The organism is Nonomuraea sp. K271 (assembly GCF_009908215.1).
GTDB classification, from domain to species: domain Bacteria; phylum Actinomycetota; class Actinomycetes; order Streptosporangiales; family Streptosporangiaceae; genus Nonomuraea; species Nonomuraea longispora.
In genome coordinates, this window is sequence record NZ_JAAAHR010000007.1 from 39,320 (window position 1) to 62,219 (window position 22,900).

General features: G+C 68.0%; 26 protein-coding genes and 2 pseudogenes. 15 read left to right on the plus strand and 13 right to left on the minus strand.

Translation table 11 applies throughout. From position 1 onward, the window contains the following. The first annotated feature begins 38 nt into the window (after positions 1-38). Positions 39-803, plus strand: coding sequence for an SDR family NAD(P)-dependent oxidoreductase (locus GUY59_RS03840; RefSeq protein ID WP_138199468.1), 765 nt, complete (start codon positions 39-41; stop codon positions 801-803). A 61-nt stretch (positions 804-864) separates the two neighbouring features. Next, entirely contained in the window at positions 865-1,005 is a 141-nt protein-coding gene (locus GUY59_RS03845; protein ID WP_161714385.1) for a hypothetical protein, read from the plus strand. Here GUY59_RS03845 and GUY59_RS47285 read toward each other — a convergent pair. The 3 genes from GUY59_RS47285 to GUY59_RS03860 form a co-directional block, all read right to left on the minus strand. Then, positions 1,002-1,760, minus strand: a complete 759-nt coding sequence (locus GUY59_RS47285) for a hypothetical protein (protein WP_201760470.1) — start codon at positions 1,758-1,760, stop codon at positions 1,002-1,004. The genes GUY59_RS03845 and GUY59_RS47285 overlap by 4 nt on opposite strands. 342 nt (positions 1,761-2,102) lie before the next feature. Further along, a complete protein-coding gene (locus GUY59_RS03855; RefSeq protein WP_138199467.1) occupies positions 2,103-3,212 on the minus strand; it encodes an ABC transporter substrate-binding protein in 1,110 nt (369 codons plus the stop codon). After that, entirely contained in the window at positions 3,209-3,874 is a 666-nt protein-coding gene (locus tag GUY59_RS03860; RefSeq protein WP_138199466.1) for a TetR/AcrR family transcriptional regulator, read from the minus strand. The genes GUY59_RS03855 and GUY59_RS03860 overlap by 4 nt, the downstream gene beginning before the upstream one ends. A gap of 88 nt (positions 3,875-3,962) precedes the next feature. Here GUY59_RS03860 and GUY59_RS03865 point away from each other — a divergent pair, with 88 nt between their 5' ends. The 6 genes from GUY59_RS03865 (at position 3,963) to GUY59_RS03890 (ending at position 10,042) form a co-directional block, all read left to right on the plus strand. Then, positions 3,963-4,985, plus strand: a complete 1,023-nt coding sequence (locus tag GUY59_RS03865) for an SDR family NAD(P)-dependent oxidoreductase (RefSeq protein ID WP_138199465.1) — start codon at positions 3,963-3,965, stop codon at positions 4,983-4,985. Between the two features lie 741 nt (positions 4,986-5,726). Further along, a complete protein-coding gene (locus tag GUY59_RS03870) occupies positions 5,727-6,044 on the plus strand; it encodes a hypothetical protein (protein WP_138199464.1) in 318 nt (105 codons plus the stop codon). After that, positions 6,041-7,228: an NAD(P)/FAD-dependent oxidoreductase gene (locus tag GUY59_RS03875; protein ID WP_138199463.1), complete on the plus strand. Its 1,188-nt coding sequence runs from the start codon at positions 6,041-6,043 to the stop codon at positions 7,226-7,228. Before GUY59_RS03870 ends, GUY59_RS03875 begins: the two co-directional genes overlap by 4 nt. A 210-nt stretch (positions 7,229-7,438) precedes the next feature. Further along, a complete protein-coding gene (locus GUY59_RS03880) occupies positions 7,439-8,335 on the plus strand; it encodes an RNA polymerase sigma-70 factor (protein WP_138199462.1) in 897 nt (298 codons plus the stop codon). A 275-nt stretch (positions 8,336-8,610) separates the two neighbouring features. Continuing rightward, the gene (locus tag GUY59_RS03885; protein ID WP_138199461.1) at positions 8,611-9,837 is read left to right on the plus strand and encodes a cytochrome P450; all 1,227 of its coding nucleotides are present in this window, start codon (positions 8,611-8,613) and stop codon (positions 9,835-9,837) included. A gap of 10 nt (positions 9,838-9,847) precedes the next feature. Next, positions 9,848-10,042 (plus strand): ferredoxin, encoded by a 195-nt coding sequence (locus GUY59_RS03890; RefSeq protein ID WP_138199498.1) that lies wholly within the window; start codon positions 9,848-9,850, stop codon positions 10,040-10,042. Here the strand turns inward: GUY59_RS03890 and GUY59_RS51235 are convergent. The 6 genes and pseudogenes from GUY59_RS51235 to GUY59_RS03910 all read right to left on the minus strand — a co-directional run bounded on the left by GUY59_RS51235 (position 9,991) and on the right by GUY59_RS03910 (position 14,426). After that, complete coding sequence (locus tag GUY59_RS51235) at positions 9,991-10,512, minus strand: hypothetical protein (protein ID WP_138199497.1); 522 nt, start codon at positions 10,510-10,512, stop codon at positions 9,991-9,993. The genes GUY59_RS03890 and GUY59_RS51235 overlap by 52 nt on opposite strands. After that, a pseudogene (locus GUY59_RS47290) lies at positions 10,511-11,416 on the minus strand (ATP-binding cassette domain-containing protein); the annotation flags it as partial. The pseudogene GUY59_RS47290 and the gene GUY59_RS51235, both read right to left, overlap by 2 nt. Continuing rightward, positions 11,311-11,817 (minus strand): ATP-binding cassette domain-containing protein, encoded by a 507-nt coding sequence (locus tag GUY59_RS47295; RefSeq protein ID WP_171055314.1) that lies wholly within the window; start codon positions 11,815-11,817, stop codon positions 11,311-11,313. The pseudogene GUY59_RS47290 and the gene GUY59_RS47295, both read right to left, overlap by 106 nt. Then, on the minus strand, positions 11,817-12,503 hold the full coding sequence (locus tag GUY59_RS03900; protein ID WP_201760472.1) for a carbohydrate ABC transporter permease: 687 nt from the start codon (positions 12,501-12,503) through the stop codon (positions 11,817-11,819). Before GUY59_RS03900 ends, GUY59_RS47295 begins: the two co-directional genes overlap by 1 nt. Before the next feature lie 459 nt (positions 12,504-12,962). Beyond that, complete coding sequence (locus GUY59_RS03905; RefSeq protein WP_161714386.1) at positions 12,963-13,916, minus strand: M23 family metallopeptidase; 954 nt, start codon at positions 13,914-13,916, stop codon at positions 12,963-12,965. A 24-nt stretch (positions 13,917-13,940) separates the two neighbouring features. Beyond that, positions 13,941-14,426: a hypothetical protein gene (locus GUY59_RS03910; RefSeq protein ID WP_138199459.1), complete on the minus strand. Its 486-nt coding sequence runs from the start codon at positions 14,424-14,426 to the stop codon at positions 13,941-13,943. On the opposite strand from GUY59_RS03910, the gene GUY59_RS03915 reads away from it, so the two are divergent. From GUY59_RS03915 to GUY59_RS03925, 3 genes and pseudogenes are all read left to right on the plus strand, one after another. After that, positions 14,425-14,616, plus strand: a complete 192-nt coding sequence (locus GUY59_RS03915; protein ID WP_138199458.1) for a hypothetical protein — start codon at positions 14,425-14,427, stop codon at positions 14,614-14,616. The genes GUY59_RS03910 and GUY59_RS03915 overlap by 2 nt on opposite strands. A 150-nt stretch (positions 14,617-14,766) precedes the next feature. Further along, on the plus strand, positions 14,767-15,681 hold the full coding sequence (locus GUY59_RS03920; RefSeq protein ID WP_138199457.1) for a helix-turn-helix domain-containing protein: 915 nt from the start codon (positions 14,767-14,769) through the stop codon (positions 15,679-15,681). 249 nt (positions 15,682-15,930) lie between these two features. Next, positions 15,931-16,689, plus strand: a pseudogene (locus GUY59_RS03925) (IS630 family transposase); the annotation flags it as partial. Between the two features lie 2 nt (positions 16,690-16,691). On the opposite strand, the gene GUY59_RS03930 reads toward GUY59_RS03925, so the two are convergent. Continuing rightward, positions 16,692-17,549: an SDR family NAD(P)-dependent oxidoreductase gene (locus GUY59_RS03930; protein ID WP_138199456.1), complete on the minus strand. Its 858-nt coding sequence runs from the start codon at positions 17,547-17,549 to the stop codon at positions 16,692-16,694. Between the two features lie 102 nt (positions 17,550-17,651). Between GUY59_RS03930 and GUY59_RS03935 the strand changes: the two genes are divergently transcribed. After that, positions 17,652-18,260, plus strand: coding sequence for a TetR/AcrR family transcriptional regulator (locus GUY59_RS03935; protein WP_138199455.1), 609 nt, complete (start codon positions 17,652-17,654; stop codon positions 18,258-18,260). A gap of 118 nt (positions 18,261-18,378) precedes the next feature. Here GUY59_RS03935 and GUY59_RS03940 read toward each other — a convergent pair whose 3' ends face one another. Then, a complete protein-coding gene (locus GUY59_RS03940; protein ID WP_138199454.1) occupies positions 18,379-18,558 on the minus strand; it encodes a response regulator transcription factor in 180 nt (59 codons plus the stop codon). 151 nt (positions 18,559-18,709) lie between these two features. Here GUY59_RS03940 and GUY59_RS03945 point away from each other — a divergent pair, with 151 nt between their 5' ends. Genes GUY59_RS03945 through GUY59_RS50520 form a run of 3 tightly spaced genes read left to right on the plus strand, consistent with a single transcriptional unit; the run spans position 18,710 to position 21,050 of the window. Then, entirely contained in the window at positions 18,710-18,931 is a 222-nt protein-coding gene (locus GUY59_RS03945) for a hypothetical protein (RefSeq protein WP_138199453.1), read from the plus strand. Positions 18,932-18,960: 29 nt separating this feature from the next. Continuing rightward, positions 18,961-20,754 carry an alpha/beta fold hydrolase gene (locus GUY59_RS03950; protein WP_161714387.1) on the plus strand — a complete coding sequence of 598 codons (1,794 nt, stop codon included), beginning with the start codon at positions 18,961-18,963 and terminating at the stop codon, positions 20,752-20,754. A 38-nt stretch (positions 20,755-20,792) separates the two neighbouring features. After that, positions 20,793-21,050, plus strand: coding sequence for a rhodanese-like domain-containing protein (locus GUY59_RS50520; RefSeq protein WP_330849132.1), 258 nt, complete (start codon positions 20,793-20,795; stop codon positions 21,048-21,050). Positions 21,051-21,374: 324 nt separating this feature from the next. Here the strand turns inward: GUY59_RS50520 and GUY59_RS03960 are convergent, their stop codons facing one another. Further along, positions 21,375-22,133 carry an SDR family NAD(P)-dependent oxidoreductase gene (locus tag GUY59_RS03960; protein WP_201760474.1) on the minus strand — a complete coding sequence of 253 codons (759 nt, stop codon included), beginning with the start codon at positions 22,131-22,133 and terminating at the stop codon, positions 21,375-21,377. Continuing rightward, positions 22,130-22,900 carry an HpcH/HpaI aldolase family protein gene (locus GUY59_RS03965; RefSeq protein ID WP_138199451.1) on the minus strand — a complete coding sequence of 257 codons (771 nt, stop codon included), beginning with the start codon at positions 22,898-22,900 and terminating at the stop codon, positions 22,130-22,132. Before GUY59_RS03965 ends, GUY59_RS03960 begins: the two co-directional genes overlap by 4 nt.

Consider the following 22,900-nt stretch of genomic DNA (forward strand, 5'->3'; position numbering starts at 1 on the left):
CCGGGCTTGAAGGGCATGGAATTCACCACGTGACACATATGGCTTCTCTCCCCGCGAAGAGAACGGCGATGGTGACCGGGGCGGCCCGTGGCATCGGCGCCGCGGTAGCCAAGCGGCTGGCGCGGGACGGCCTGGCGGTGGCGGTCATCGACCTGGACGAGGCGGACTGCGCCGGAGCCGTCGAGGCGATCAGGAGCGAGGGCGGGGACGCACTGGCGATGGCGGCCGACGTCGCCGACGAGGGCCTGGTCGGTGAGGCCGTCGCGAGGGTGGCCGCCGAGTTGCGGCCGCCGACGGTGCTCGTCAACAACGCCGGTGTGGGTCCGCGTGCCGATCTGGTGGAGATGACCACCGAGCAGTGGGACATGGTCTTGGGGGTCAATCTGCGTGGCCCGTTCTTCCTCACCCGCGCTGTCGCCCCGTACATGATTGAGGCGGGGTGGGGGCGCATCGTCACTATGTCGAGCATCTCCGCCGTGGGAGACGCCGCCCGGGTCGACTCCGCCAGCGCGAAGGCGGGGCTGATCGGCTTCGCCAAGTCGCTGGCCCTCCAGCTTGGACGGCACGGCGTCACGGCCAACGCCATCGCTCCCGGGTTCGTCGTGAGCGATATGACCAGGACCTCGGCCCGGCGGCTCGGCCTGGAGTTCGAGGAGTTCCAGCGCAACGCAGCGGCATCCATTCCGGTAGGCCGGGTCGGGCAGCCGGAGGACATCGCGCATACCGCTTCCCACCTGGTCAGCCCAGGAGCGGGGTTCGTCTCGGGACAGGTCGTCTACGTAGCCGGCGGACCGGTGGACTGAACCTCGGCCCGGCCACGCCTGCCCTGCTCTCCGACTAGCCCATCCTCCCGAATTCGACCTCATGGCCCGTATCGCGGGCCTTCGCCTGCGCGAACGGTGGGGAGGCTGGGAGGGCGAGCCGTACACGGCCACCAGCTGGCGCCACGTCAGCGTCTACGAGCGGCGGACGAATGGGCCTGCTCATGAGCAGGAGGCCGTCTAGGGGCTCACGCAAACACCCTCGGCAGGGGGAGGACATCGCTGGCAATGTCGTGATCGGCCTTCGGGGAGGCTGAGCTGAACGAGCGTCTCAACCAAGACAGCCCTGAACTGAGGGCTGTCTCCACGCTGCCCGGCCGTGACCAGCAGTGATAACGGACGCTGCCCTTGCTCGCAGGCCCCAGTTCTAAAACACGACCTGGCTCGGGTGCCGCCGAGACGCAGCCTCGGCGGCACCCTGCTCATGCACGGCATGGCCGTGATCAGGGATGGATGGTCAATCGGCCTCCCCGGCCGGTGCGTAGCCGTTGACCCGGCGGCGATCGCGTAAAGCCCATCGGCTTCCCAGCAAAGCCACCCATCAGTCACCAACCGCTGCAACCGCGAACGCATCCCCTCGACCTGGGAGCGGGTGTCCGGCTTGCCGATCGCCTGAACGATCTCCCGTGCCCGCATCGGCTCATCGGCCGTAGCCAGCAGCGCCACCACCTGCTGCCTGAACCCCCGCAGCGGCGGTAGTTGTGCGTGCTCGGCTTCAGGGTCGAGGCGAGCCGGGGCGGGCGGTTCCTCCTCAACGACCACGCCGTCACCTTCAGCCATGTCGGCGTGGCTGAGGTGATCGCCGGTGAACTCTGTCAGCGTCTCGCGCGTGATGGCCAGGCGCTGCAGTCGTTCCTCGACCGCGGCCAGTTGTACCGCGGCCAGTTGTGCCCGCAAGTCCTCGGCCTGCCGTAGCTCAGCCGTCTCGGCCTGGGCCACGCGTTCCAACAGTGACGCCACCATCGCCTCCCACAGGAGAAGCCGCCGTACCCGCCTGCCGCATCCACGCCATGCAGCCCAACAACTCCACACTGTAATTTGGCAGGCACCGTCAGTAACTGCCGAGCGCAAGATCCTTATCGCCAAGCCGCCTGCGCGAAAATGCGGTGCACTACTGCATCGAACCCCCTCGACGCGTAGTGCAGTGCCGATGATCTACCATGCAGCCATGCAACACCTCTGTGACTGACCAGCAGATGCCCCGCACCCCGCGCTGTGGGGCCGATTCAGCGCAGCAGACCTCATCCTGGCGCCTGCCGGGCAGCTGGGCGCCGTAGGAGATCAACCGGTGTGGAGGGTCCGGAAGCGATCGGGTGCCGCCGGATCTCGCTCGACCACATGGATGGGCGGCCACGCCGATTGCCAGACGCTGATGCCTGGCACACGAGAGAACTGGATCAGCCCGCGGGTGCCTTCGACGGCAACGCCGGGCCAAGCGCCGGCAGCGCGCGCCCGACCCGTACCGTGCGAGCGCAGCACATCGGCAAGGACGGTCACCGTGTCGTAGCCCTCGAAGGCGACGAAAGAAGGCGCTTCGCCCAGCCGCTCGCGCAGGGCTGTCCCGACTCGTGCACCGAGTGGGCCGAGGTGCTCGGGCAGGTAGCGCAGGAACGGGATCGCGGCGCCGTCGTCGCCCAGCAACCTCGCCCATTCGGCGAACTCCGGTTGCCCGGCCGGAGCGCCGATCATGATCTCGGCGAGACGCCGGTCGTGGCGGACGGACTTGACGATCGACACTGCTGGCTCCGGGTGGCCGACCAGGAGAAGGAGGGCTGTCGCGCGACACTCGACGAGTGCGTCGCACACCACCGTGGGGGCGAGCGCGCGCATGTCGAGTTCGGTGACGGTGCCGCCGCGTGGAGCGAGGTGGTCCCGCAGAATGCGGGCTCCGGACGCCCAGTAGACACTCGGCTGGGCCGCTACGGCGATTCGGCGGTGGCCCGCGCCGAGGAGGAAGTCCGCGTAGATCCGCCAGCTGTGGGACTGCGCCGGGGCGAGGCGCGCGACCCATTCCGTCGGCTGTTCGGTGAGCGCGTCGAGAACCGCTGACGAGCACAGGAACGGCAGGCCGAGGGCGTCGGCTCTGGTGGCGGCGGCGCGGGCGACGACGCTGTGATACTCCCCCGCCAAGGCGGCCACGCCCAGGCGAGCCACCTCGTCCACGGCCGCCGCGGCCCTCTGCGGATCTGCCGCCGTGTCGCGGACCACCAGCTCGAGTGGTCCTCCGTCGATCCCGCCGGCGTCATTGACCTCGCGAGCGGCCAGCTCGAGTCCAGCGAGCAGGTGTCGGCCCGCCTCGATCCAGCCGGGTCTGCTCAACGGAACGAGAGCGCCGATCCGGACGGAGTCGGTCCGGGTCTCACGCAGTATTCGCGGTTCGTGGTCGGTCACGTCAGGTGGCCCTCGGTGCTGTCGGCCTGAGCGGCTGGCGTTCCTGCCGGAGGGCGGGCGTGTTCGGCGGCGGCGACGATGAGGTCGGCCGCGCGGGACATCGCTACGCGTACCTGATCGGGCGTGTCGCCCCTCCGCACACTGGTCAGCCCGGCTGCGCCAATCGCGCCGATCAGCCCGCCGATCAGCCCGGCGGTGTCCACCTCGTCCAGCTCGTCCGAGTAGGTCTGCAGCAGTGCCTCGGACAGGTCGGCGTGCGCGGAGAGCAGCTGCTGCACCAGCCGGGCTCGTACTGTCGACGATGAGGCGACGAGTATGGCCCGCCATCCGGCGACCCCATCTGACAGATCGCTGTTCAAGGTGTTTTCGATCATCCGCTCGACCGCTCGCGCCAGAACGCCGGCCGCCGGTTCGCCGGGGCGCCGCTCGGCGATGACGTTCAGCCCGATGTCCACGCGGACCTGAGCGTTGGCCAGCAGCACGTCCTCCTTGGTGGGGAAGTGCAGGAAGAAGGTCCGGGTCGACAGGTCGGCCGCCTCGGCGATCTGGGCGACCGTGGTCTCCTCATATCCCTGCTTCTCGAACAACCTCAGCGCCGCCTGGATGAGTGCCTGGCGGGTGCGCTGCTTCTTGCGTTCTCGTCGTCCTGGTTCCTCGGTCATCGCACACCGATAATACAGCAAACGAACTCATGCACTATGATGTATTAATGCAGTCAAATGTAGTGAATGTGCACCTGGAGGTCTCACCATGGGAAGCCTGGACGGACGAGTCGCCCTCATCACCGGCGCCGGCCGCGGGATCGGTCGCGAAGAAGCCCTCTTCTTCGCCGCAGAAGGCGCCAAGGTCGTGGTCAACGACCCCGGCGTCGCCATCGACGGCCGCGGCGGTGACGCCTCCGTCGCCGACGCGGTAGTCGACGAGATCGTCGCAGCGGGCGGCACCGCCGTCGCCAACATCGACAGCGCCGCCGACTGGCGGGGGGCCGAGCGCATCGTCGAGACCGCCCTCGATGCCTTCGGCGACCTGCACATCGTCGTCAACAACGCCGCCATCAGCAGACCTCGCGCCCTGGTGAACATGACCGAGGACGAGTTCGACGATGTCATCGCCGTGAAGTTGAAGGGAACCTTCGCCGTCAGCCGATGGGCGGCCCGATACTGGCGCGAGCAGTACGAGTCCGGGCCGCGCGCCGACCGCGTGATCGTCAACACCTCCTCCACCTCGGGCCTGGACTCGCCTTATCCGCTCAACACCAATTACGCCGCCGCCAACGCCGGAGTCGGGGCGATGACCATCGTTCACAGCCTGGAGCTGGGCCGTTACAACGTACGAGTGAACTGCCTCTCACCCGGAGCGCGCACCAGGACCTCTCGCGATCTGCCCGCCGGACTGAAATCTCTGACCGGAGACACACCTGACCACGCGACATACGACCCCTGGCACCCTGTCCATCAGGCCGTGGTCGCCGCCTACCTCGCCGGCGCCGGCTGCCCGCTGACCGGCCAGATATTGACGGTGCGCGGGAGCGCGGTCACAGCCAACCGCAACTGGTCGCTCGGCGAGCAGGTCAGCAAAGAGAACGCCGGCTGGACGGTGGAGGAACTGGCCCACGCACTCGAGGGACTCACCTTCGAGGACCGCTTCGACAAACTCGCTTACATCCGCCAGGCCTACGGCGCCACCGACCGCGAGCAGCTCCAGCTACTTCTCAACACCATTCTCGACAACGACGAAGGCTCCGCGCCAACCCGATCGGCTACGTCCCACTAGGAGCGGCTAACGCAATGAAGTGAGGCGCCGCCAGCAATGAGTGCGCAGGCGAGTTTTGCGGAAGGCCTCATGGATGTCGGCCCCAGAATAGGAGTCGCGCTCGCTGGTGTGGCCGAGCCGCGAGGGTCAATACGTCTTGATGTCGTAGTTATGGCCCACAGCCTTCGGGGGTGTGTGCTCTTGCAGCAGGCGTCCGACTGCACGCCAATTGCCTCCCAGGGGCCGAGTGGTTCTGCCGTTGGAGCACGTGGCGACGGCTCGCACGCAACCCGAGCCTGCGTCGTAGCGGCCCCGCGTGAAGTCATTCTGCCAGCCGAACCCGTGATGGCAGTCAGTCAGCGGCGGATCAGCATGCGCGGCGACCGGGGTAAGGGAGACGACGGCGATAGCGACAGCCGACGCGAGAGCACCCGGAGCTTGTCTTGTTCATAATCGCGATCGTACAGACGCCCACGGGGAGTTATATGTGTTCACCGATGTTTCTAACCATCTGGTCAAGAACTAGCCTCTAGGCTATGAAATTGTGCTCTCTCTGACATTGACGTTGCGTGCCGAGCGACGTTTGGCTGTGCACGGCCTCATGATCACCCTAGCCTGACGGCGAGCCCTCACCGGGTGACCACGCCCGAGCGCGTTCACAGAGCGGTTCGTCGGCACGCTCCGACTCGAATGCCTCGGCCACCTTCTGGTTCGCGGCGCGCGGCGACCACCGAAACCTGCTTGTCGAGCAGGCTCGTAGTGATGCCGAAGGTCGTCCGCGTCGGCTCGCACACGCGCGAAGAATCTCGACAAACTTCTCTGATGTCGCCGCCAAATTCCAAGCACACGTGGGATCGACTGCTCGAAGAACGCGGCATGACGAAGGTCGAACTGACCGGCAAGGTGGGGATCCCCAACGTGAACCTATCGATCAGCAAGGACATGCACCGACTCTCCACGCTGAGCAAGACCTGCATAGGCGAACCTATTCCGTGGAGTGATCTGCCTCACACCCTGTCACAACGATCGGTCATCCGGTGTCTTGAGGCCGAGCCCTTGGAAACGAAGGAGACACCATGACCGTGAACGCCGATGTGGTCGTGATCGGTGGCGGATACGCCGGCGTCATGGCGGCCAATCGCCTGACGCAGCGTGATGACGTGACAGTGACTCTGATCAACCCGCGCGCGGCCTTCGTCGAGCGGATCCGCCTGCATCAACTCGTGGGCGGGTCGCACAGCGCGGTCGTCGACTACGGAAACGTCCTGGCCGAGAGCATTCGGCTGGTCGTTGACACCGTGATACGGATCAACGCCTCCGAGCGCCGCGTGATGTTGGCGACGGGCGACCCGGTCGGCTACGACTACCTGATCTACGCGGTGGGAAGTAACAGCGCCGATCTGGGTGTGCCCGGAGCGGCCGAGTTCGCCTACTCGATCGCCACCTTGGAGGAAGCGGAGCGGTTGCGGCAGGTCGTCGATGCCACGCTCGCCACGGCCGCGGTGACGGTTGTCGGAGCAGGTCCGCTCGGCATCGAGACTGCCGCTGAGCTGGCGGAGGCCGGCCGCGCGGTGACCCTGGTCTGCGGTGAGGTGCTGGGCCCGAACCTGCACGCGCGGGGTCGACGCTCGGTCGCCAAGCAGCTGACCAAACTCGGTGTAACCGTGCTCGACGGTCCCGGCGCGGCAGTGACGGCTGTGACGCGCGATGTCGTGCAGCTCGGTGACGGCCGCGAGCTGCCGAGCACGGTGACCATATGGACCGCCGGCTTCGGCGTGCCGGACCTGGCCGTCCGCAGCGGGTTGAGCACCGACGCTTTGGGCCGGCTGCGTACGGACGAGACGTTGACCAGCGTGGACGACGTGCGCATCGTCGCGGCCGGGGATTCGGCGGCACCGTCGGACCTGCCGCTGCGGATGAGCTGCCAGGCCGCGCGCCCGCTTGGTGCGCACGCCGCCGATACGGTACTCAGCCGGATCGCTGGTGAACAACCCGCACCCATCAATGTGGGATCCGCCGGCCTGTGCATCAGCCTGGGGCGTCGCGCCGCTACCGCACAGTTTGCCTCCAAGGACGACACCGCGAACAGGTTCTACATCGGTGGCCGTCTTGCCGCGATGATCAAGGAAGGCGCTTCCAAGGGTCTCACCGAGGAACTGGCGAACGAGGCGCGCAAGCCGGGTTCATACACCTGGAGGTTCAAGAATGATAAGCGCCGGCAGCTGCTCCAGGCCGAATGCGGCGACGTTTCGGCTACCCGCTGAACGAACAACCTGGGCCACGCGTCGATGGCCCATTCCGGTCGATGGTGGAAGGACCTGGACTGCATGCGTGAGGCGGCGCTCAGCGGTTTGGGGGTCCCGCCGTGTGCCGGGTGGTTTCCCAGTGGCTACCAGCGAGAGAGGACCTTGCTGTGGATGCACGCTGAATGGCCGTCGGCGACCGGGGTCAGCCGCAGAGGAGAAAGGCGTTTTATGAGCGACGACGCCACCAAAGCGGCAACCAAGACTTTCGTCGCTTACCGCAGCCTGCTCTTCACCGTCGCATACGAGCTGCTCGGATCGGCGGCCGACGCCGAGGACGCCCTCCAGGAGACCTGGTTGCGGTGGGTAAAGGTCGACTTGAGGCAGGTACGCGACCAGCGGGCCTACCTGGTCCGGATCACGACCCGGCAGGCGCTCAACCGGCTGCGCAGCTTGAAACGCCTCAAAGAGGCCTACGTCGGCCCTTGGCTGCCCGAGCCGCTGCTCACCACGCCGGACGTGGCCCAGGACATCGAACTCGCCGAGAGCGTGTCGATGGCACTGATGCTCGTCCTGGAGACGCTGTCGCCGACGGAGCGCGCCGTTTTCGTGCTGCGCGAGGCCTTCGACGTCAGTTATGAGGAGATCGCTGCCGCCATCGGCAAAAGCCCTGCGGCCGTCCGCCAGATCGCGCATCGCGCCCGCCGGCACGTAGATGCCCGCCGCCCTCGCGAGGTGGTCTCACCTGGCGAAGCCCGGGCGGCTCTGGAGTCGTTCCGGCGCGCGATCGAAACCAGGGACCTGCAAGGCCTGCTTGACGTGCTCGCCCCTGAGGTCGTCCTCATGACCGACGGCGGCGGCGTCAAGCAGGCCGCGCTGCGGCCGATCACCGGTGCCGAGAAGGTGGCCCGTTACATCGTCGGCGGTCTCGGCAAGGCCGAGGTAGCGCTCACCGGCGACTCCACCGTTGTCAACGGCAACCCAGCACTCGTCCTGCGCGTGGACGGCGCGTTCGACGGCGTCATAGCAATCCGTGTCGAGGACACCCGCATCACTGGCGTCTACTACGTCCGCAATCCGGAAAAACTGACCCGCGTCGGAGCCGAGACCCCACTCACCCTGCGGTGAACTTCGGCTGCGAAGCGTTGCGGCCGACCAGGCAGTCTCGGAGCAGCCTGATTCTGACAGCGGCACGACAAAAGGTGCTCGTCCACCCGCCCTAACAGGGTGGGCATGTCCATGACGTCCGCGTACCGCTGGCCGGCAGGCCATGGCGCGACGCGGTAGCGCTTCGCAAGTCGGTCCGGCGGTTCGGGAACCCGGTGGTGGCGATGCCGATCACGCTTCCTGAGGTCGCCGACAACAGAACAAAGACAGCCACAACTATTACTGGGAGGTCATTCATGACGAAGAGCGTTGCCGACGAACGCGCCGGACGGGAGCTGTCGGTCGAGCGTGGCTGCCCGTTCGCCCCGCCCCCCGAGTACGAGCGACTGCGCGAGCAGGCGCCGATCAGCAAGGTCCGCCTGACCGGCGGCACCGAGGCGTGGTGGGTGGCCGGGCATGAGGAAGGCCGTGCCATCCTCGCCGATCGGCGCTTCTCTTCAGATCGGCGCAAGGACGGCTTCCCGATCCTGAACGTCGATGCGGCGACCCTGCGGCAGGTCCGCAGTCAGCCGCCGTTGATGGTCGGCATGGACGGCGCGGAACACGCCGCGGCCCGGCGCCCGTTGATCAGCGAGTTCACCGTGAGGCGGCTGGCCGCGCTGCGCCCGCGGATCCAGGACATCGTCGACCGCTTCATCGACGACATGCTGGCCACCGAGCAGCGCCCGGTCGACCTTGTGCAGGCACTGTCCCTGCCGGTGCCGTCCCTGGTGATCTGCGAACTGCTGGGCGCGCCCTACGCCGACCATGACTACTTCCAGAGCCGAGCCGCCGTGGGGATGCGGCGGACTGCGTCGCCGGAGGACCGCCAACGAGCCCTCGCCGAACTCCGCGCGTACATCGGCGATCTGATCACGCGCAAAGAGTCCGAGCCCGGCGACGACCTGCTCAGCCGGCAGATCGCCCGGCAACGCCAGGAGGGCACCCTCGACCACGCGGGCCTGATCAGCTTGGCCTTCCTGCTGCTGACCGCCGGGCACGAGACCACTGCGAACATGATCTCGCTCGGCGTGATCGGGCTGCTCACCCACCCACAACAGCTGGACCTGATCAGAGCCGATCCGGCCAGGACACCCATGGCCGTGGAGGAGCTGCTGCGCTACTTCACCATCACCGACACGGTAACCTCGCGGGTGGCCATCGAGGACGTGCGGATCGGCGGGGCGGACATCAAGGCCGGCGAAGGTGTCGTCATCTCCAGCCTGGCGGCCGACTGGGACCCGGCGGTGTTCATCGATCCGGCCGAACTGGATGTCCAGCGCGGGGCCCGCCACCACCTCGCCTTCGGCTTCGGCCCGCACCAGTGCCTCGGCCAGAACCTCGCCAGGATGGAACTCCAGATCGTCTTCGACACGCTGTTCCGCCGCATCCCCACCCTGCGGCTCGCCGCACCGGTCGAGGAAGTGCCGTTCAAGACGGACGCCATCATCTACGGCGCCTACGAACTCCCGGTCACCTGGTGAGGAGGACATGATGCGGTTCAAAGCCGACGCCCCCCTCTGCGTCGGCTCCGGCCAGTGCGTTCTGACCGAACCGGCCGTTTTCGGCCAAGACGACGACGGTACTATGCTCCTGCTGACCGACCACCCCGACGACGAGACCGCGGCCGAAACGCGCTACGCCGTCACCCTGTGCCCGTCTCGAGCCCTGTCCCTCTTGCGGGAGTAAGTACGCGAGGGATGGATGATGCGCCGTGGTGTGACTGCCAACAGGTCAGAGGCTGACACGGTCCAGGCCGCGCCGACGCCGGGCCCTGCCCGGCGAGCCCCCGTCCGGGCGGTCAGCTGGGCCAGCTCGATCCGTCCCGGATACGGGATCAGATGCAGCCGTATGTGATCGGCGTAGCCTTCGCGGGTGCTGGGCCGCAGTCCCTGCTGCATCTCCAACCAGCAGCGCAGCCACCGTGTATCCCGGCACCCGGCCCACTGTCCGGATCGGCGACGATCGCGTCGCCGCCCGCGTAGTGGGCCTGCTCGGCGGTAGCGAACCCGCCGCGCCGGAGCCGCTCGCGGCGTCCGGCCGGGCCGCGCACTTGCCCCGCGAAGTACCAACTGCCGTGCTCCTCCTTGTCCAAGCGCACGCAGCGCCGACCGAGTTGCCGACCGGAGGTCGCATCGACGCATCCGCGGCCTCGGCATCCGAGGCGTCGGTCACGTCGAGCCCGCACACCCCGGCGAGGATGGCCAACCGGTCACCGATGGCATCCCTGGCCGCGTCCAGCGCGTGGGGCAGCAGCAGCCCGACGCCCAGGCCGTGCGGTGTGTGGGTGGCTGCGCCGATGGGGTACTGGAGGGCGTGCGGAGCCGCGTTGCCTGCGTGGGAAAATGCGAGCCCGGCCAGCATGGACCCATAGGACATGTCCGCGCGCGCGTCCTTATCGCCTCCGTCCCTGACGACATGGGGCAAGCTGCGGGCGATCCGCCCCGCGGCCAGGAGCGCGTAGTGATCGGTGATCGGGTTGCGGCCGAGGAAGACCTGCTGCACCGGATCGCGCGGTCCGTGGGCCCGGGGTCGCGCGGCGTAGCTCTCCACCGCGTGACAGAACGCGTCGATGCCTGAGTGGGCCGGGACCGAACGTTCCGCCCCTGGTTCTGTGACGTCCAGCGCCTCCGGCCGGACGCCTGCGACCAGGCGACGGTCGCGCGGCAGGCCTGGCGGTGGCGTGAAAGCCAGTCCTCCCTGACTGCGCAGCTTCCCGTCGGCCACCTCCACCTCGATCAGGTTCATCGGCGGGGAGCCGATGAATGCGGCGCAGAAGAGACTCGCCGGACGGTCGCAGACCTCCAGCGGCGTGCCGATCTGCTCGACGCGGCCCTCGTTGAGGATGGCGATTCTGTGACCGAGCGACATGGCCTCGACCTGGTCGTGGGTGACGTAGACCATCGTCGTCCCCAGCTCCCCCTGCAGGTGCTTGACCTCCGTGCGCATGTCCGCCCTCAGCTCCGCGTCCAGATTGGTGAGAGGTTCGTCCATGAGGAATGCGCGCGGTCGTCGTACCAGGGCGCGAGCAAGCGCGACGCGCTGCTGCTCCCCGCCGGACAGCCGGCGCGGCCGCCGGTCCAGGAGCGGACGAGCCGCATCAGCCGGGCGGCCTCGTCGACCCGCTCGCGCACCTCCGCCTTGGGCAGTCCCTCGGCCCGCAGGGGGAACGCCAGGTTGTCGCGGGTTCTCAGATGCGGGTAGAGAGCGTAGAAATGGAACACCATGGCGATGTCGCGCTCGGCGGGCGGCAGGTCGTTGACCAGCGTGTCGCCGATGCGGATGTCGCCCGTCGTCTGCCTCTCCAGGCCGGCCATGGCCCGCAGCGTGGTCGTCTTGCCGCAGCCCGACGGGCCGAGCATCACGAACAGCTCGCCGTCGCCGATGGACAGGTCCACGTGATCGACTGCGACCGTCCCGTCCGGGTAGCGCTTGTGCAGGGCGGTCACCTCGATCCCCGCCATCAGCGTCGCACCGCCCCGAGCGTCACACCGGCGACGAGGTGCTTGCGCACCAGGTAGGCGAAGACGAGCACCGGTAGGGCGAACACCACGGAGGCGGCGGCCACGAGACCCCAGTCCACGGTGGTTCCACCGATGAGGCCGGCGATGGCAGGCGGGGCCGTCCGCACGTTGTCGCTGGAGGTCAGGAAGATGGCGAACACGAACTCGTTCCACGAGAAGATGAGTGCGAAGACCGCCGTCGCGGCGATGCCGGGCAGGAGCAGGGGGAGGGTGAATCGCCAGAACGCCTGCAAACGGGTGTAGCCGTCGAGCATGGCTGCATCCTCGTACTCCGCGGGCACCTCGTCGACGAACCCCTTCATCATCCAGATCGTGAACGGGACGTTGAACGCGGCGTAGATGAGGATCAGGCCGAGCTTGGTGTCGATGAGTCCGACTTGGCGGTACATGAGGAAGATCGGGATCACGACCACCACGGGCGGCATGAAGCGCGTGGACAGGATGAAGAACAGTTGGTCCTTCTTGGCCTTCATGGCGAAGCGTGAGTAGGCCCAGGCCGCCGGCACCCCCAGCACGGTGGCCAGCGCCGTGGAGGCCCCGGCGACCACGACGGAGTTGAGAAACGAGACGGACCGGGTCGAACGGCCGCCGCCGGAGGCGACGAACACGTCCTTGAAATGGTCCATGGTGACCTTGAAGTCGAAGAACTTGGCCGGGATGGCGTAGACGTCCCGGTTCTCCTTGATGGACGTCTCAGCACCGGGAAGAGCATCACGACGGCCAGCACGGTCAGCAGCGCGACCTCCAGCGCGGAGCGGCCCCGGCCGCCGAAGCGGCGCGCGGGGACGTGCTACCCCGGGCAGGACGTGTGGACACGGCCTCGTCGACGGAGACTGCCGTCAGTCCTCCTTGAGCTTGTTCAAGTAGCGCAGGTAGAGCTGCGTAAGGACGATGACGACGAGAACCATGAGGATCCCGTACGCCGAGGCTTTGAGGGCGGTGGCGGTGAAGAGGTGCCCGGGATGAGTCTTGGATTAGGCCGATGTAGCGGCTGTATGGCGCCGAAAACGCGACCTGGCGATGAAAGGGGAATGGATTCTCCCGTTGCTCGCCGCCAGGTCGCGCTTATCGGATGTAGCCGTTGGTCAGTAGCAGATCTTCTGGCCCTTGACGATGTGGTCGTAATGGCCCGCGATACACCCCAGGTGGTGAACGTGGCGCGGACGGGCGCTCTGCCCGCCGTATACTCCGCCGTCCGAGGTGATTTTGGCGTTGCGCATCAAGGAGAAGTGCAGGTGCGGTGCGAATCCGCCGGTGCCGCCGACGGTTCCCACAATGGTGTTCTCGGTGATTTTCTGTCCGGTTCTGACGGCGATTCTTTCGAGGTGGCATACCACGCTCCACCAGCCGCCGCCGTGGTCGACCACCACGTACTGACCGCAGGTCTGCCAGCCCTTGGGAGCCCAGCCCGCGTACTTGACGGTGCCGGCGCCGCCTGGTGCCAGTACCGGGTCGCCCAGCTTCATGCCTAGGTCCAACGCGTAGTGCTGGTTCATCGTGGTCGCTGATCCGCAACCTTTGTGGAAGCCCTCGTCGTAGTAACTTCCGTTCTGCCAGGCGTAGCCGGCGCCGCTGTTGGCCGCTCGCGTCAGAGGGGTCTGCAGGAACTTGGAGGCAGGCCAATCGACGCAACCGGACGCCGGCGAGGGCAGCGCCGACTTGGTGCCGCAGCGCTTGATCCCGGGAGAGTAGCCGTCGGCGCCGACGGTGGGCGTGGTCATGTACCAGTCGTAGACCCAGGTGCCGTCCGACAGCCGGTCCCAGGTGGTGAAGGGCCTTCCGCGGTGCGCCTTGCCGTCGACCTGGCCGCCGTCGTTGATCTGGCAGACCACGTTGAGCGCGGTTCCGTTGGCGACATATCGGATGACGTGGCCGGCGCGCGGCTCGCTCTGCACCGCCAGCCCGCGCGAGTCCGCGCCGGTCACGCGGTAGGTCGCGCGGTGGGTCGCCGCCTGCGCCGGGTTCACGCCCACACCGGCGGCCGCCAGGACGGCCAGGGCTACGACGCCGCACGTCCGTGCGAGGGTGTTGATCGACATGGCCGATTCCTTCGCTTCCATGGTCTACAGCTTGATCGCCGGGTGGAACAGGCTCGTCGGCATGCTGTTGTACCAGGCCAGGACGTTGTATCCCGGCTGGGTCATCGTCTTGGGCGGGGTCATCATGCTGGGCGGCGGGCCGCCGGTGGGCACGCCATAGACCCTGAGCGTGTTGTAGGTGTGGTGCGCGCAGTTGTTGGAGACGAAGTCGTACCCGCGTTCCTTGAACGCGTGCTGCTGTGCCGCGCCGACGGCACTGTTCTTCGTCTTGGCGCACCGGTACGAGGTGTAGGTCAGCTCGCGGAACCGGTGCTTGACCACGTCGAAGTTCGCCACCCTGATCACCCAGACGTTCCGCTCCTTGGGCCGGGAGTTGAACGTGTACTCCGGGCCGCCGTGGTCAGTGTTGTCGGCCGATCCCATGACCCACCGGTCGTCACCGGGAACCTTGAAGGCCCATCCGGTGTGACCCCACTGAATCTTCAGCCACTGGAACGGGTAGTAGAACATGCACGCCATTCCCGGGCCTTTAGCGTTCGCCGGCGTCGGCGTGACGGCGAGAAAACCCGACGTCAAACCGGCGGCGAGTAATACCGAGGTGATGCGCCGCAATTCTTCACGTCCTTTCCTGATGGGCGGGCCACTTTTTGTGGTCGCCGTTCTCGCAACCACGATTTTGCGCAGCGGCCCGTCCCGGTGAAAGTGCGGAACATGCGGCGTGAACAACGATGAACAATCGACCAATCGCGGCGGACGTCGTGACCTGGGCGAACCACGGCCGGAAGACTGGTGGGCGCGGAGCCGCTGGAGGACAATCGTCCAAGCGCACACCCCGAGCGAGGGCGGGACCATGGGACGCAAGCAGCAGCCGTTGACCGGCGCCACCGAAATCGAGCGTTTCGCCATGCGTCTGCGTGGTTTACGCGCGCAGCGCGGCATGACCATTAGGCAACTGGCCGGTCGCGCGGGCTACGCCCACAGCACCTTGTCAAAGGCCGAAGCGGGGCGGGAGTTGCCGTCCTGGGAGGTTGTGGAGTCCTTCGTGCAGGCCTGTGACGACGATCCGGCCGCGTGGCGCTCGGCGTGGGCCGCGGCGAGCGTCCCGCCGGACGAGCAGCCGGAGCCGGCGCCGGACGATCCGCCCGCCCGCCGGGCTCTCCTGGCGCGGCTCACGCCCCGGGCCAGGTGGGCGCTCGCCCTGCTGACCGCGGTGGTGCTGCTCTCCGTCGCCGGGACCGTCGCGTGGTCCGTCTCCACCACACGCGGCGTGCCACCCTCTGCGAACAGGCCCCAGACGGACAAGCCCCAGTCGGCCGCGATGTCCAGTGCGTCCCAGCCGGTCGCGACGCCGACGAAGTGGCGTGCGCTGAGCGAGACGCATCCCGTGCCCGGGGTGCCGGCCGACGCCATGGATCCGATCCGGTCGGGCTGCGGCTCGCCCGACGTCGTCGACCGGGTCATCACACTGGACGACGTGGCGGTCAGGCTTCCGGACGGGGCGGACTTCGGCCGACTACGGCTACGCCACCAGCCGGCTTGCACCGCGAGCTGGGCACTCGTCCTCGGCCCGCACAGCCCGCAACGGGCCGTCCATATTGTCGCCTACCGCCCGTCCGACGCCGTCTCCGCGCCGAGTGTGTACCGCGGCAAGTACTCGTCGAGTTACGGCAACATGCTCATGACCACGCACGGCTGCGTGTACGTAGAAGCATTCGTCGAAACGCCGCAGGGACGTGGGCCGACCGCCCGGACCCGGTGCGCCTGACGGCTTCGGGCGCTCTGCCCGCTCGATTCCCGCCGCTGTCAAGTGCGGGAAGAGCACGTCCACCACGTCACGGTCATGCACCGCGCACGGTCTCGTGCGGCATCAACGAGGCGAGGTGTTGAACTTGAGGTAGGCAGCCGTCTCGCTGTGAGGCGGAGATGGCCGAGTTCATGCTTGTCACATGCTCTTCGCCACGCGCCCGGCACGTCGGCGAGCCGATGGCGTAATCGAAATGAGCCGGTCCGCGCCGCCGGGCACTGGGTGTCTGAGACCGCATCGTCACGGCGCAGCGGACTGTCGGCGTCGGCCATCGGCCGGATCTGGCGGGCCTTCGACCTCAAGCCGCACCGCACGACAACGTTCAAGCTGTCGACCGATCCGCTGTTCGTAGAGAAGGTCGTCGACGTGGTGGGCCTCTATCACGACCCGCCCGAACGCGCGGTGGTGCTGTGCGTCGATGAGAAGTCGCAGATCCAGGCACTGGATCGGTCGCAGCCGGTGCTGCCGACGATGCCGGGCATGCCCGAACGGCGCACCCACGACTACGTTCGTCATGGCATCACCAGCCTGTTCGCCGCCTTCAACATCGCCGACGGAAGCGTCATCGGCGAACTGCACCGCCAGCACCGCGCCGCCGAGTTCAAGAAGTTTCTCGTCACCATCGACAAGACCGTGCCGGCCGAGCTGGACATCCACCTGGTCTGCGACAACTACGGCACCCACAAGACACCGGCGATCAGGGCGTGGCTGGCCCGGCATCCCCGCTTCCACATGCACTTCACTCCGACCGGCTCCTCCTGGATCAACCAGGTCGAGCGCTGGTTCGGCTACCTGACCGACCAGCTGATCCGCCGAGGAGTGCACAAGAGCGTCCAGGCGCTGGAGGACGACATCCGCGCCTGGATGGATCGCTGGAACGCCGACCCCAAGCCCTTCGCCTGGACCAAAACCGCCGAAGAGATCCTCGAATCCCTCGCCAAATATTGCCGGCGAATTTCAGGCGGATGACACTAGACAGACCCGAACCCGAGTTGGGAGGAGGGCATGGCGTCAAGGATGTCGGCGTTCCTGGCGGTCACCGCCTCGATCATGGAGCGGTCGGTGTGTGCATATAGCTGATTCGCCTGGATGGCTGCGATCACGATCGTGCCCACGGTGTCAGCGTGTAGGCCGAGCCGGGCGAGTGTGGCGTCGCCTTGTCCGGCGAGCTGGTGTTCTTCCGAGGGCAGGTCGCCGCGGACCGCGCTGTTCGTGCTGATCTTTGTGCTGACCAGGCCGGGGCACAGGACCGTGACGCCGATTGGATGGCCCGCAGCCCGCAGGTCGAAGTGGAGCGCCTCGGACAGGGCTATCACCGCGCTTTTGGACGTCCGGTAGGTGATACCGGACGAGCCGGCCTGGGTGGAGTGGGGGTGGGTGGCGAGCCCGGCGGCCGAGGAGACGTTGACGATGTGTCCGGCCGCACCGCGTTTGATCATGCGCGGCAGGAACGTCTGCACGCCGTTGACGACGCCGCCGAGGTTGACGCCCAGGACCAGGTCCCACAGCCGGTATCCGAGCTTGGGCAGGCTGTCGGGCAGCCGGATGCCCGCATTGTTGCACACCACGGATACGGGTCCCATGCACCGTTCGACCTCCTCCGCGGTGCGATCGAAGCCGGTGCGGTCGCGCACGTCCAGCTCGAACACGCCTACTGCGCCCGCGCCGGACAGCACCGATACTTGCGCGCCCGCCTGATCCAGAGCGTTGCGATCGATGTCGGCGATCGCCACGTTCGCGCCCTCGCGGGCAAAGGCACGCGCCATGCCGAGGCCGATGCCCTGGGCGCCGCCGGTGATGAAGACGGTCTGCCCGCTCAACGAGTCCATCCGGATCCTCCTTCGTCAGGTAAGTGCATCGTCTTCATTAATACATTCGCTCTATCGATAGAGTTACTGTATTACTGTAGCGACCACTGTAAAGTCGGGAGAATGACGGAAGCGACCGGACTGCGTCAGCGCAAGAAGGAAAGGACCAGGCGGCAGCTCATCGACGCCGCTCTGCGCCTGTTTAAGGACCAGGGCTACGAGCAGACCACGATCAACCAGATCGCTGAGGCGGCCGAGCTGTCGCCGAGCACCTTCTTCCTGCACTTCAGCTCGAAGGACGACGTGGTCTTCGCCGAGCATCGCGATCGCATCGACCTGCCCCTGCTCGCCATCAGGGACCGGACGGCCGGTGAGCCTCCGCTCGATGTCCTGGTGCGCGCGATCAACCGCGTGGCGGCCTCGGAGCGGGAATTGCTGAACATCGCCAGCGAATCGGGGCGGCTTCGGGTGAGCCTGCTGCTGTCCGTACCGGCGCTGCGGGCCCGCGCCCTGCTAGTGATCATGGATGCGCAACGCCAGGTGGCCGCCGAGTTGCAGACCACCTATCCGGACATCCTCGACCCGGTCGGCGCAGCGACCATGGTGGGACTGATCAGCGGCGCCGTGGTTGGCGCGGCCATCGCGGCCGTGGAGGCGGACATGGACTGCCAGGGCATCCAACAGGCTGTCACCGACGCCCTCAACACGGCCGCGCGGGCCTTCCGGCCGTGATCTTGTCCTGCATTGACACCTCGCGGGCATCCCAATGACAGGACGGGCGGCACCGGGGCCCGCTTCTGACTCCGGGCGGAAGCCAGGACCGCTTGCACCGAACAGCAGCTTGACGGGATCAGGCGCATCCTGCGCCCGGCCGATGAGCACGCCTAATACTCCAGTGACACTTGGCGATCTTGAAGGACTTCTTGACGGTGTTCAAGGCGAGGTTGAGCCGGCGGGCGATCTCGTTGTTCGCCAGGCCCTGGCCCTGCAGGGCGTGCACGGCCGCATACCGGCTGCGGGTGCGCCGCACGGTGGGACCTTCGTTGCGGCCCTGGCCTGCAGCGATGTAATGAAAGCAACCCCGGTGGGCCAGCGCGGGTGCCGCGCAGGACGACGGCGGGAGCCGACCCGAGGGCGGCCAGTACGCCGAGGGTCACCACCGCGCGGGAGTAGCGGCGGCGTTGCGCGGTGATGGCCGGGTCGGCCACGCGGCCGGCAGGCACCCGTACGCCGAAGGGCAGTGTGGGACGGGCCAGCACCGGCAGTGCCCAGGCGGCAGCGGCGTGCACGCCCTGCGCATCGTCCTCGACCCCGGCCCATCAACGCTCAGGTACGACGAACTGCTCATCAGCACCCCTGATGCCGCCGTAGTGGCGGAGGCCGTCTTGCGGGCCCGGCGATGACCCCGAACTCCCCAGAAAGGATCATCACCGTGCGGTCAACTGACGCGCGCGAGGGCCTCTTTCGCCGGCGTGAACTGACGGTCTTCCTGCTCCTGGCCTTCACGATCCCGTGGCTGCTGTGGCTGTTGCGGACGCTCACCGGCGTCGACCTCGTCGCCGGCGGCGGCATGCTCGGTGCCGGTCTGGCCACGTTCGTGGTCGTGCGCTGGATCCGCCGGCCCGGGAACATCTCGCGCGAGACGGCGATGGCGCCGCTGCGCCCGAAGGGGCCGCTGGTGCGCTATTGCGTGATCGGGCTGGCCGCCCCGCTGGTGCTAGCGTTCCTGGCCGTGGCGATCGGCGCGCTGGCAGGGGTGTATCCGGTCGACCTGGCGGGCTTTTCCGGGCTGCGCGAGATTTACGCGCCGGACACGGCCGGACAGGACGGCGTGCCCGTCGGACCGATCCTGTCCGCCTTGACCGTCAACCTCGGCCTGTCGGCCCTGATGCTGCCGCTGTTCTTCTGCGAGGAATGGGCCTGGCGAGGCTTCCTGCTGCCCCGGCTGCGGCCGCTTGGACTGTGGCCCGCACTGCTGCTGGGCGGCCTGATCTGGGGTCTGTGGCACCTGCCCGGATACGTGGGCACCGGCACTGCCCACCGGCTGGTCCCCTTCCTGGTCACCGCCATGCTGTTCAACGTGCTGCTCGGCTGGCTACGCCTGGCCTCCGGGCTTATCTGGCCCTGCGTGATCGCCCACGCCGTCAACAACACGCTGATCACCGGCTTCGTCAACGTCCTGTTCTCTCCCGACGACCCCGAGGCGCTGAGCAATCCCTGGACCATCGGACTCAGCGGGTGGCCGGGCTGGCTGGTCATGATCGCGGTCATCGCCGCCCTCGCGGGCAGCGGTGCGTTCCGCCGCGCGGCCGCGCGCGAGCCGGTGCCGGCCCGTGTCACAGGGCGCGTCGGACGGCTGCGGCGCATCCAGGCGGGCGTCCTCAGCGTCGTGCTGGTGGCCGGCTTGACCGGCGCGGCCGTCGAGCAGTCACTCGCACTCACTGACCCCCAGCGCCATGCAGCCCCCGGACGCCTGGTCAACCTGGACACGCACCAACTCCGTCTACGCTGCCTGGGCTCCCAGGGCCCGACGATCGTCTTCGCCTCCGGATGGGGCGACTCCGCCACGACCTGGGCGGATCTTCAAGACACGCTCGCCACCTCCGGACGGCGCTCCTGCGCCTACGACCGCGCCGGCTACGCCTGGAGCAGCCAAGCACCAGGCGATCAGGACGTCACCACGCAGGCCGGCGACCTGGCCGCGGTGCTGTCCCGAGCGGGCGAACCCGGACCGTTCGTGCTCGTCGGGCACTCATGGGGTGGGCACGTCGCGCGCCTGTTTCACGCCAGATGGCCCGATCGCGTCGCCGGTATGGTGCTGCTCGACCCCGCCGACGAACAAGCCACGAACGATCTCGCTGCCCCGGCCACGATCCAGGCCAAGGTGTGGTCCGCGGTGGCCGCCGTAGGCTTGCTGCGCACGGGCGACTGGATGGTCGACCCGCGCGAACCCCGGCTCACCCGCGACAACGTCCCCGTGGTGTTCGGCCCCGCCACCTGGGAGGCCGCCGCCGCGGAGATGCGCGCTTACGACGCCAGCACCCGGGACGTCCGCGAACTGCCCCGAACCGCAAAATCGTGGAATTCGCTGCCCGTGACCGTCATCAGCGCCCGGGGCGACCAGCAGACCATTACCCACCACCGGCAGATCGCGGCCCTGTCAACACGCGGACGCCACATTGTCGCGCCCATCGCCGACCACTACCTGCCTGGTGCATCATTCTGATCGGGTGTGCACTATACGTAGTCCAGATCCCCGGCGCGATCGTCATCGAACGCAACCGTCTGGAGCGGCGTCTCGACCCCATCAGCCCGGCCAGAAGCCCCGAAGCAACCGGCCACGACATCGCCTGGATCGTGATCTGCGACGAGGGATACTCCTCGTCCCTGGCAGCTGCCTCACTGCGCACGATCGGCCTGGCCAGGGCCACCGACGTGATCGGCGGCTTCCGGGCGTGGAAGCAGGCGGGCCTGCCCCTGACTCACCCGGCCACGCCGCGCCTGCCGACCGGCTGTGCGTGACCGCGCAAGTACGGCGTCCCCGGCGCCCAGCCGAGCGAGGTGTTCACCCAGGTGCTCGAGCGGGCCTGGGCCGAGTCGCACCCGCGGCTCGACGTGGTGGGCGGTGCGGACGCCCGCGGCCCCGACGGCTGCTCACTCCGACGCCGAGGTGCCGCACATTGCGCGCCGCGGTGATCCGTCGCGGTCAGCAGGGCGCGAAGTCCGAGCGAGTTCTGCCCTCGCCAGGCTGCGCCGAGCGCTTGGAGGATTCCGGCCGGCTGGAAGGTGTCGCGCGTGCCATCGGCGCATCGCAGCGCCCCGGTTGACCTCAAGGGCCGGGGCGGATCACGCGTCGTCGTTGCGGGGCGCGTCCATGTGGGTGACGAGGTTGATGCCGCCGTCAACGTTGATCACCTCACCGGTGACGAAGGGGGCCTTGATGAGCGCCAGGACCATCGCTGCGACGTCGGATGGTTGCCCGAGCCGGCCCAGCGGTGTCATCGCCACGGTGCGCGCCGCCCGCGTGGCGAGGCTGTCCGAGGTCAGCCGGGTCTGGAGCGGCCCCGGGGCGATCGCGTTCACCCGGACGTCCGGACCCACGGCCTTGGCCAGCAGCCTCGTCAGGTGGTCGAGCGCGGCCTTGCTGACGGAGTAGGGGATCGAGCTGCCGAGGGGGCGCGAGCCGCCCACCGAGGTGATGTTGATGATCTGCCCGCCGGGCTCCATGACCTTCACGGCGGCGACGGAGACCTGCCACGTCCCGACGACGTTGACGCCGAGGATCCGGTGCCAGTCGTCAGCGGTGATCGCATCCAGCTCGGCGTGGGGGACGGGTCGCGACACCCCGGCGTTGTTCACCAGGAGGTCGAGTCGGCCGTGCCGCTCCACGGTCGTCTCCACCAGGCGCACGGCGTCGGAGGGATCGGCGATGTCGGCCTGGACGTAGCTCGCCTCCGCGAGCTGGGCCGCGAGCCGCTCACCGGCGTCGACCGAGGTGGCCGAGTTCACCACGACGGTGAAGCCGTCGGCCGCGAGCGCGCGGGCGATCCCCTCTCCGATCCCGGAGCTCGAGCCCGTCACGATGGCGACACGTGATGCGCTCACCGGGCGGCTCCCTCGGCGACGGGCGCTCTCAGCGCGTTCACGATCGCCCGGCTTCCGCCGGCGAGGATCGAGGTGTCGTTGCTGACCACCACATAGTCGTAGCCCCTGGCCAGCGCGGCCCGGGCCTGGTCACTCGTGGCGGACGCGGTGCCGATGGGAACACCTGCCGCGGCGGCGGCCTCCAGCGCGGACGTGGCGAGCCGGTCCACCTCGTCGCTTCCCGCCGTGACGCCCATCGACATCGCGAGGTCGGCCGTCCCGACGAACGCGGCACCGATGCCGTCGAGGGCCAGGATCTCCCTCGTGTTCCTGATCGCCACCTCGCTCTCGAGCTGGATGACGCACAGGGCCTGCTCGTTACCGTACGCGAGGTAGTCCGCCCGTGGCAGCAGCCCCCAGCGACCCGCTCGGCTGGTGCCGCCGGACCCGCGGTCGCCGCGCGGCGGGAAGCGGGTGGCCCGCACGACCGACCGGGCCTGCTCAACCGTGTCGACGTGTGGCACGACCACACCGGCCGCGCCCGCGTCCAGGACCCGCTGGATCACGCTGAGGCCGTGGTCAGGCACCCTGACGAGCGGGTCCACCCCGAGGGCGCGGGCCATCGCGATGTGGGTCGAGGCGGTGCCCAGGTCCAGTGTCGTGTGCTCGAGGTCGATGACCACGAAGTCGAAGCCCGCGTGGGCCATGATTTCGACACTCTCGGGGCTGGAGAGCTTGATCCAGGTCCCGAGCGTGCCGCCGTTGATGCCGTCGCGTACCCGTGTCAT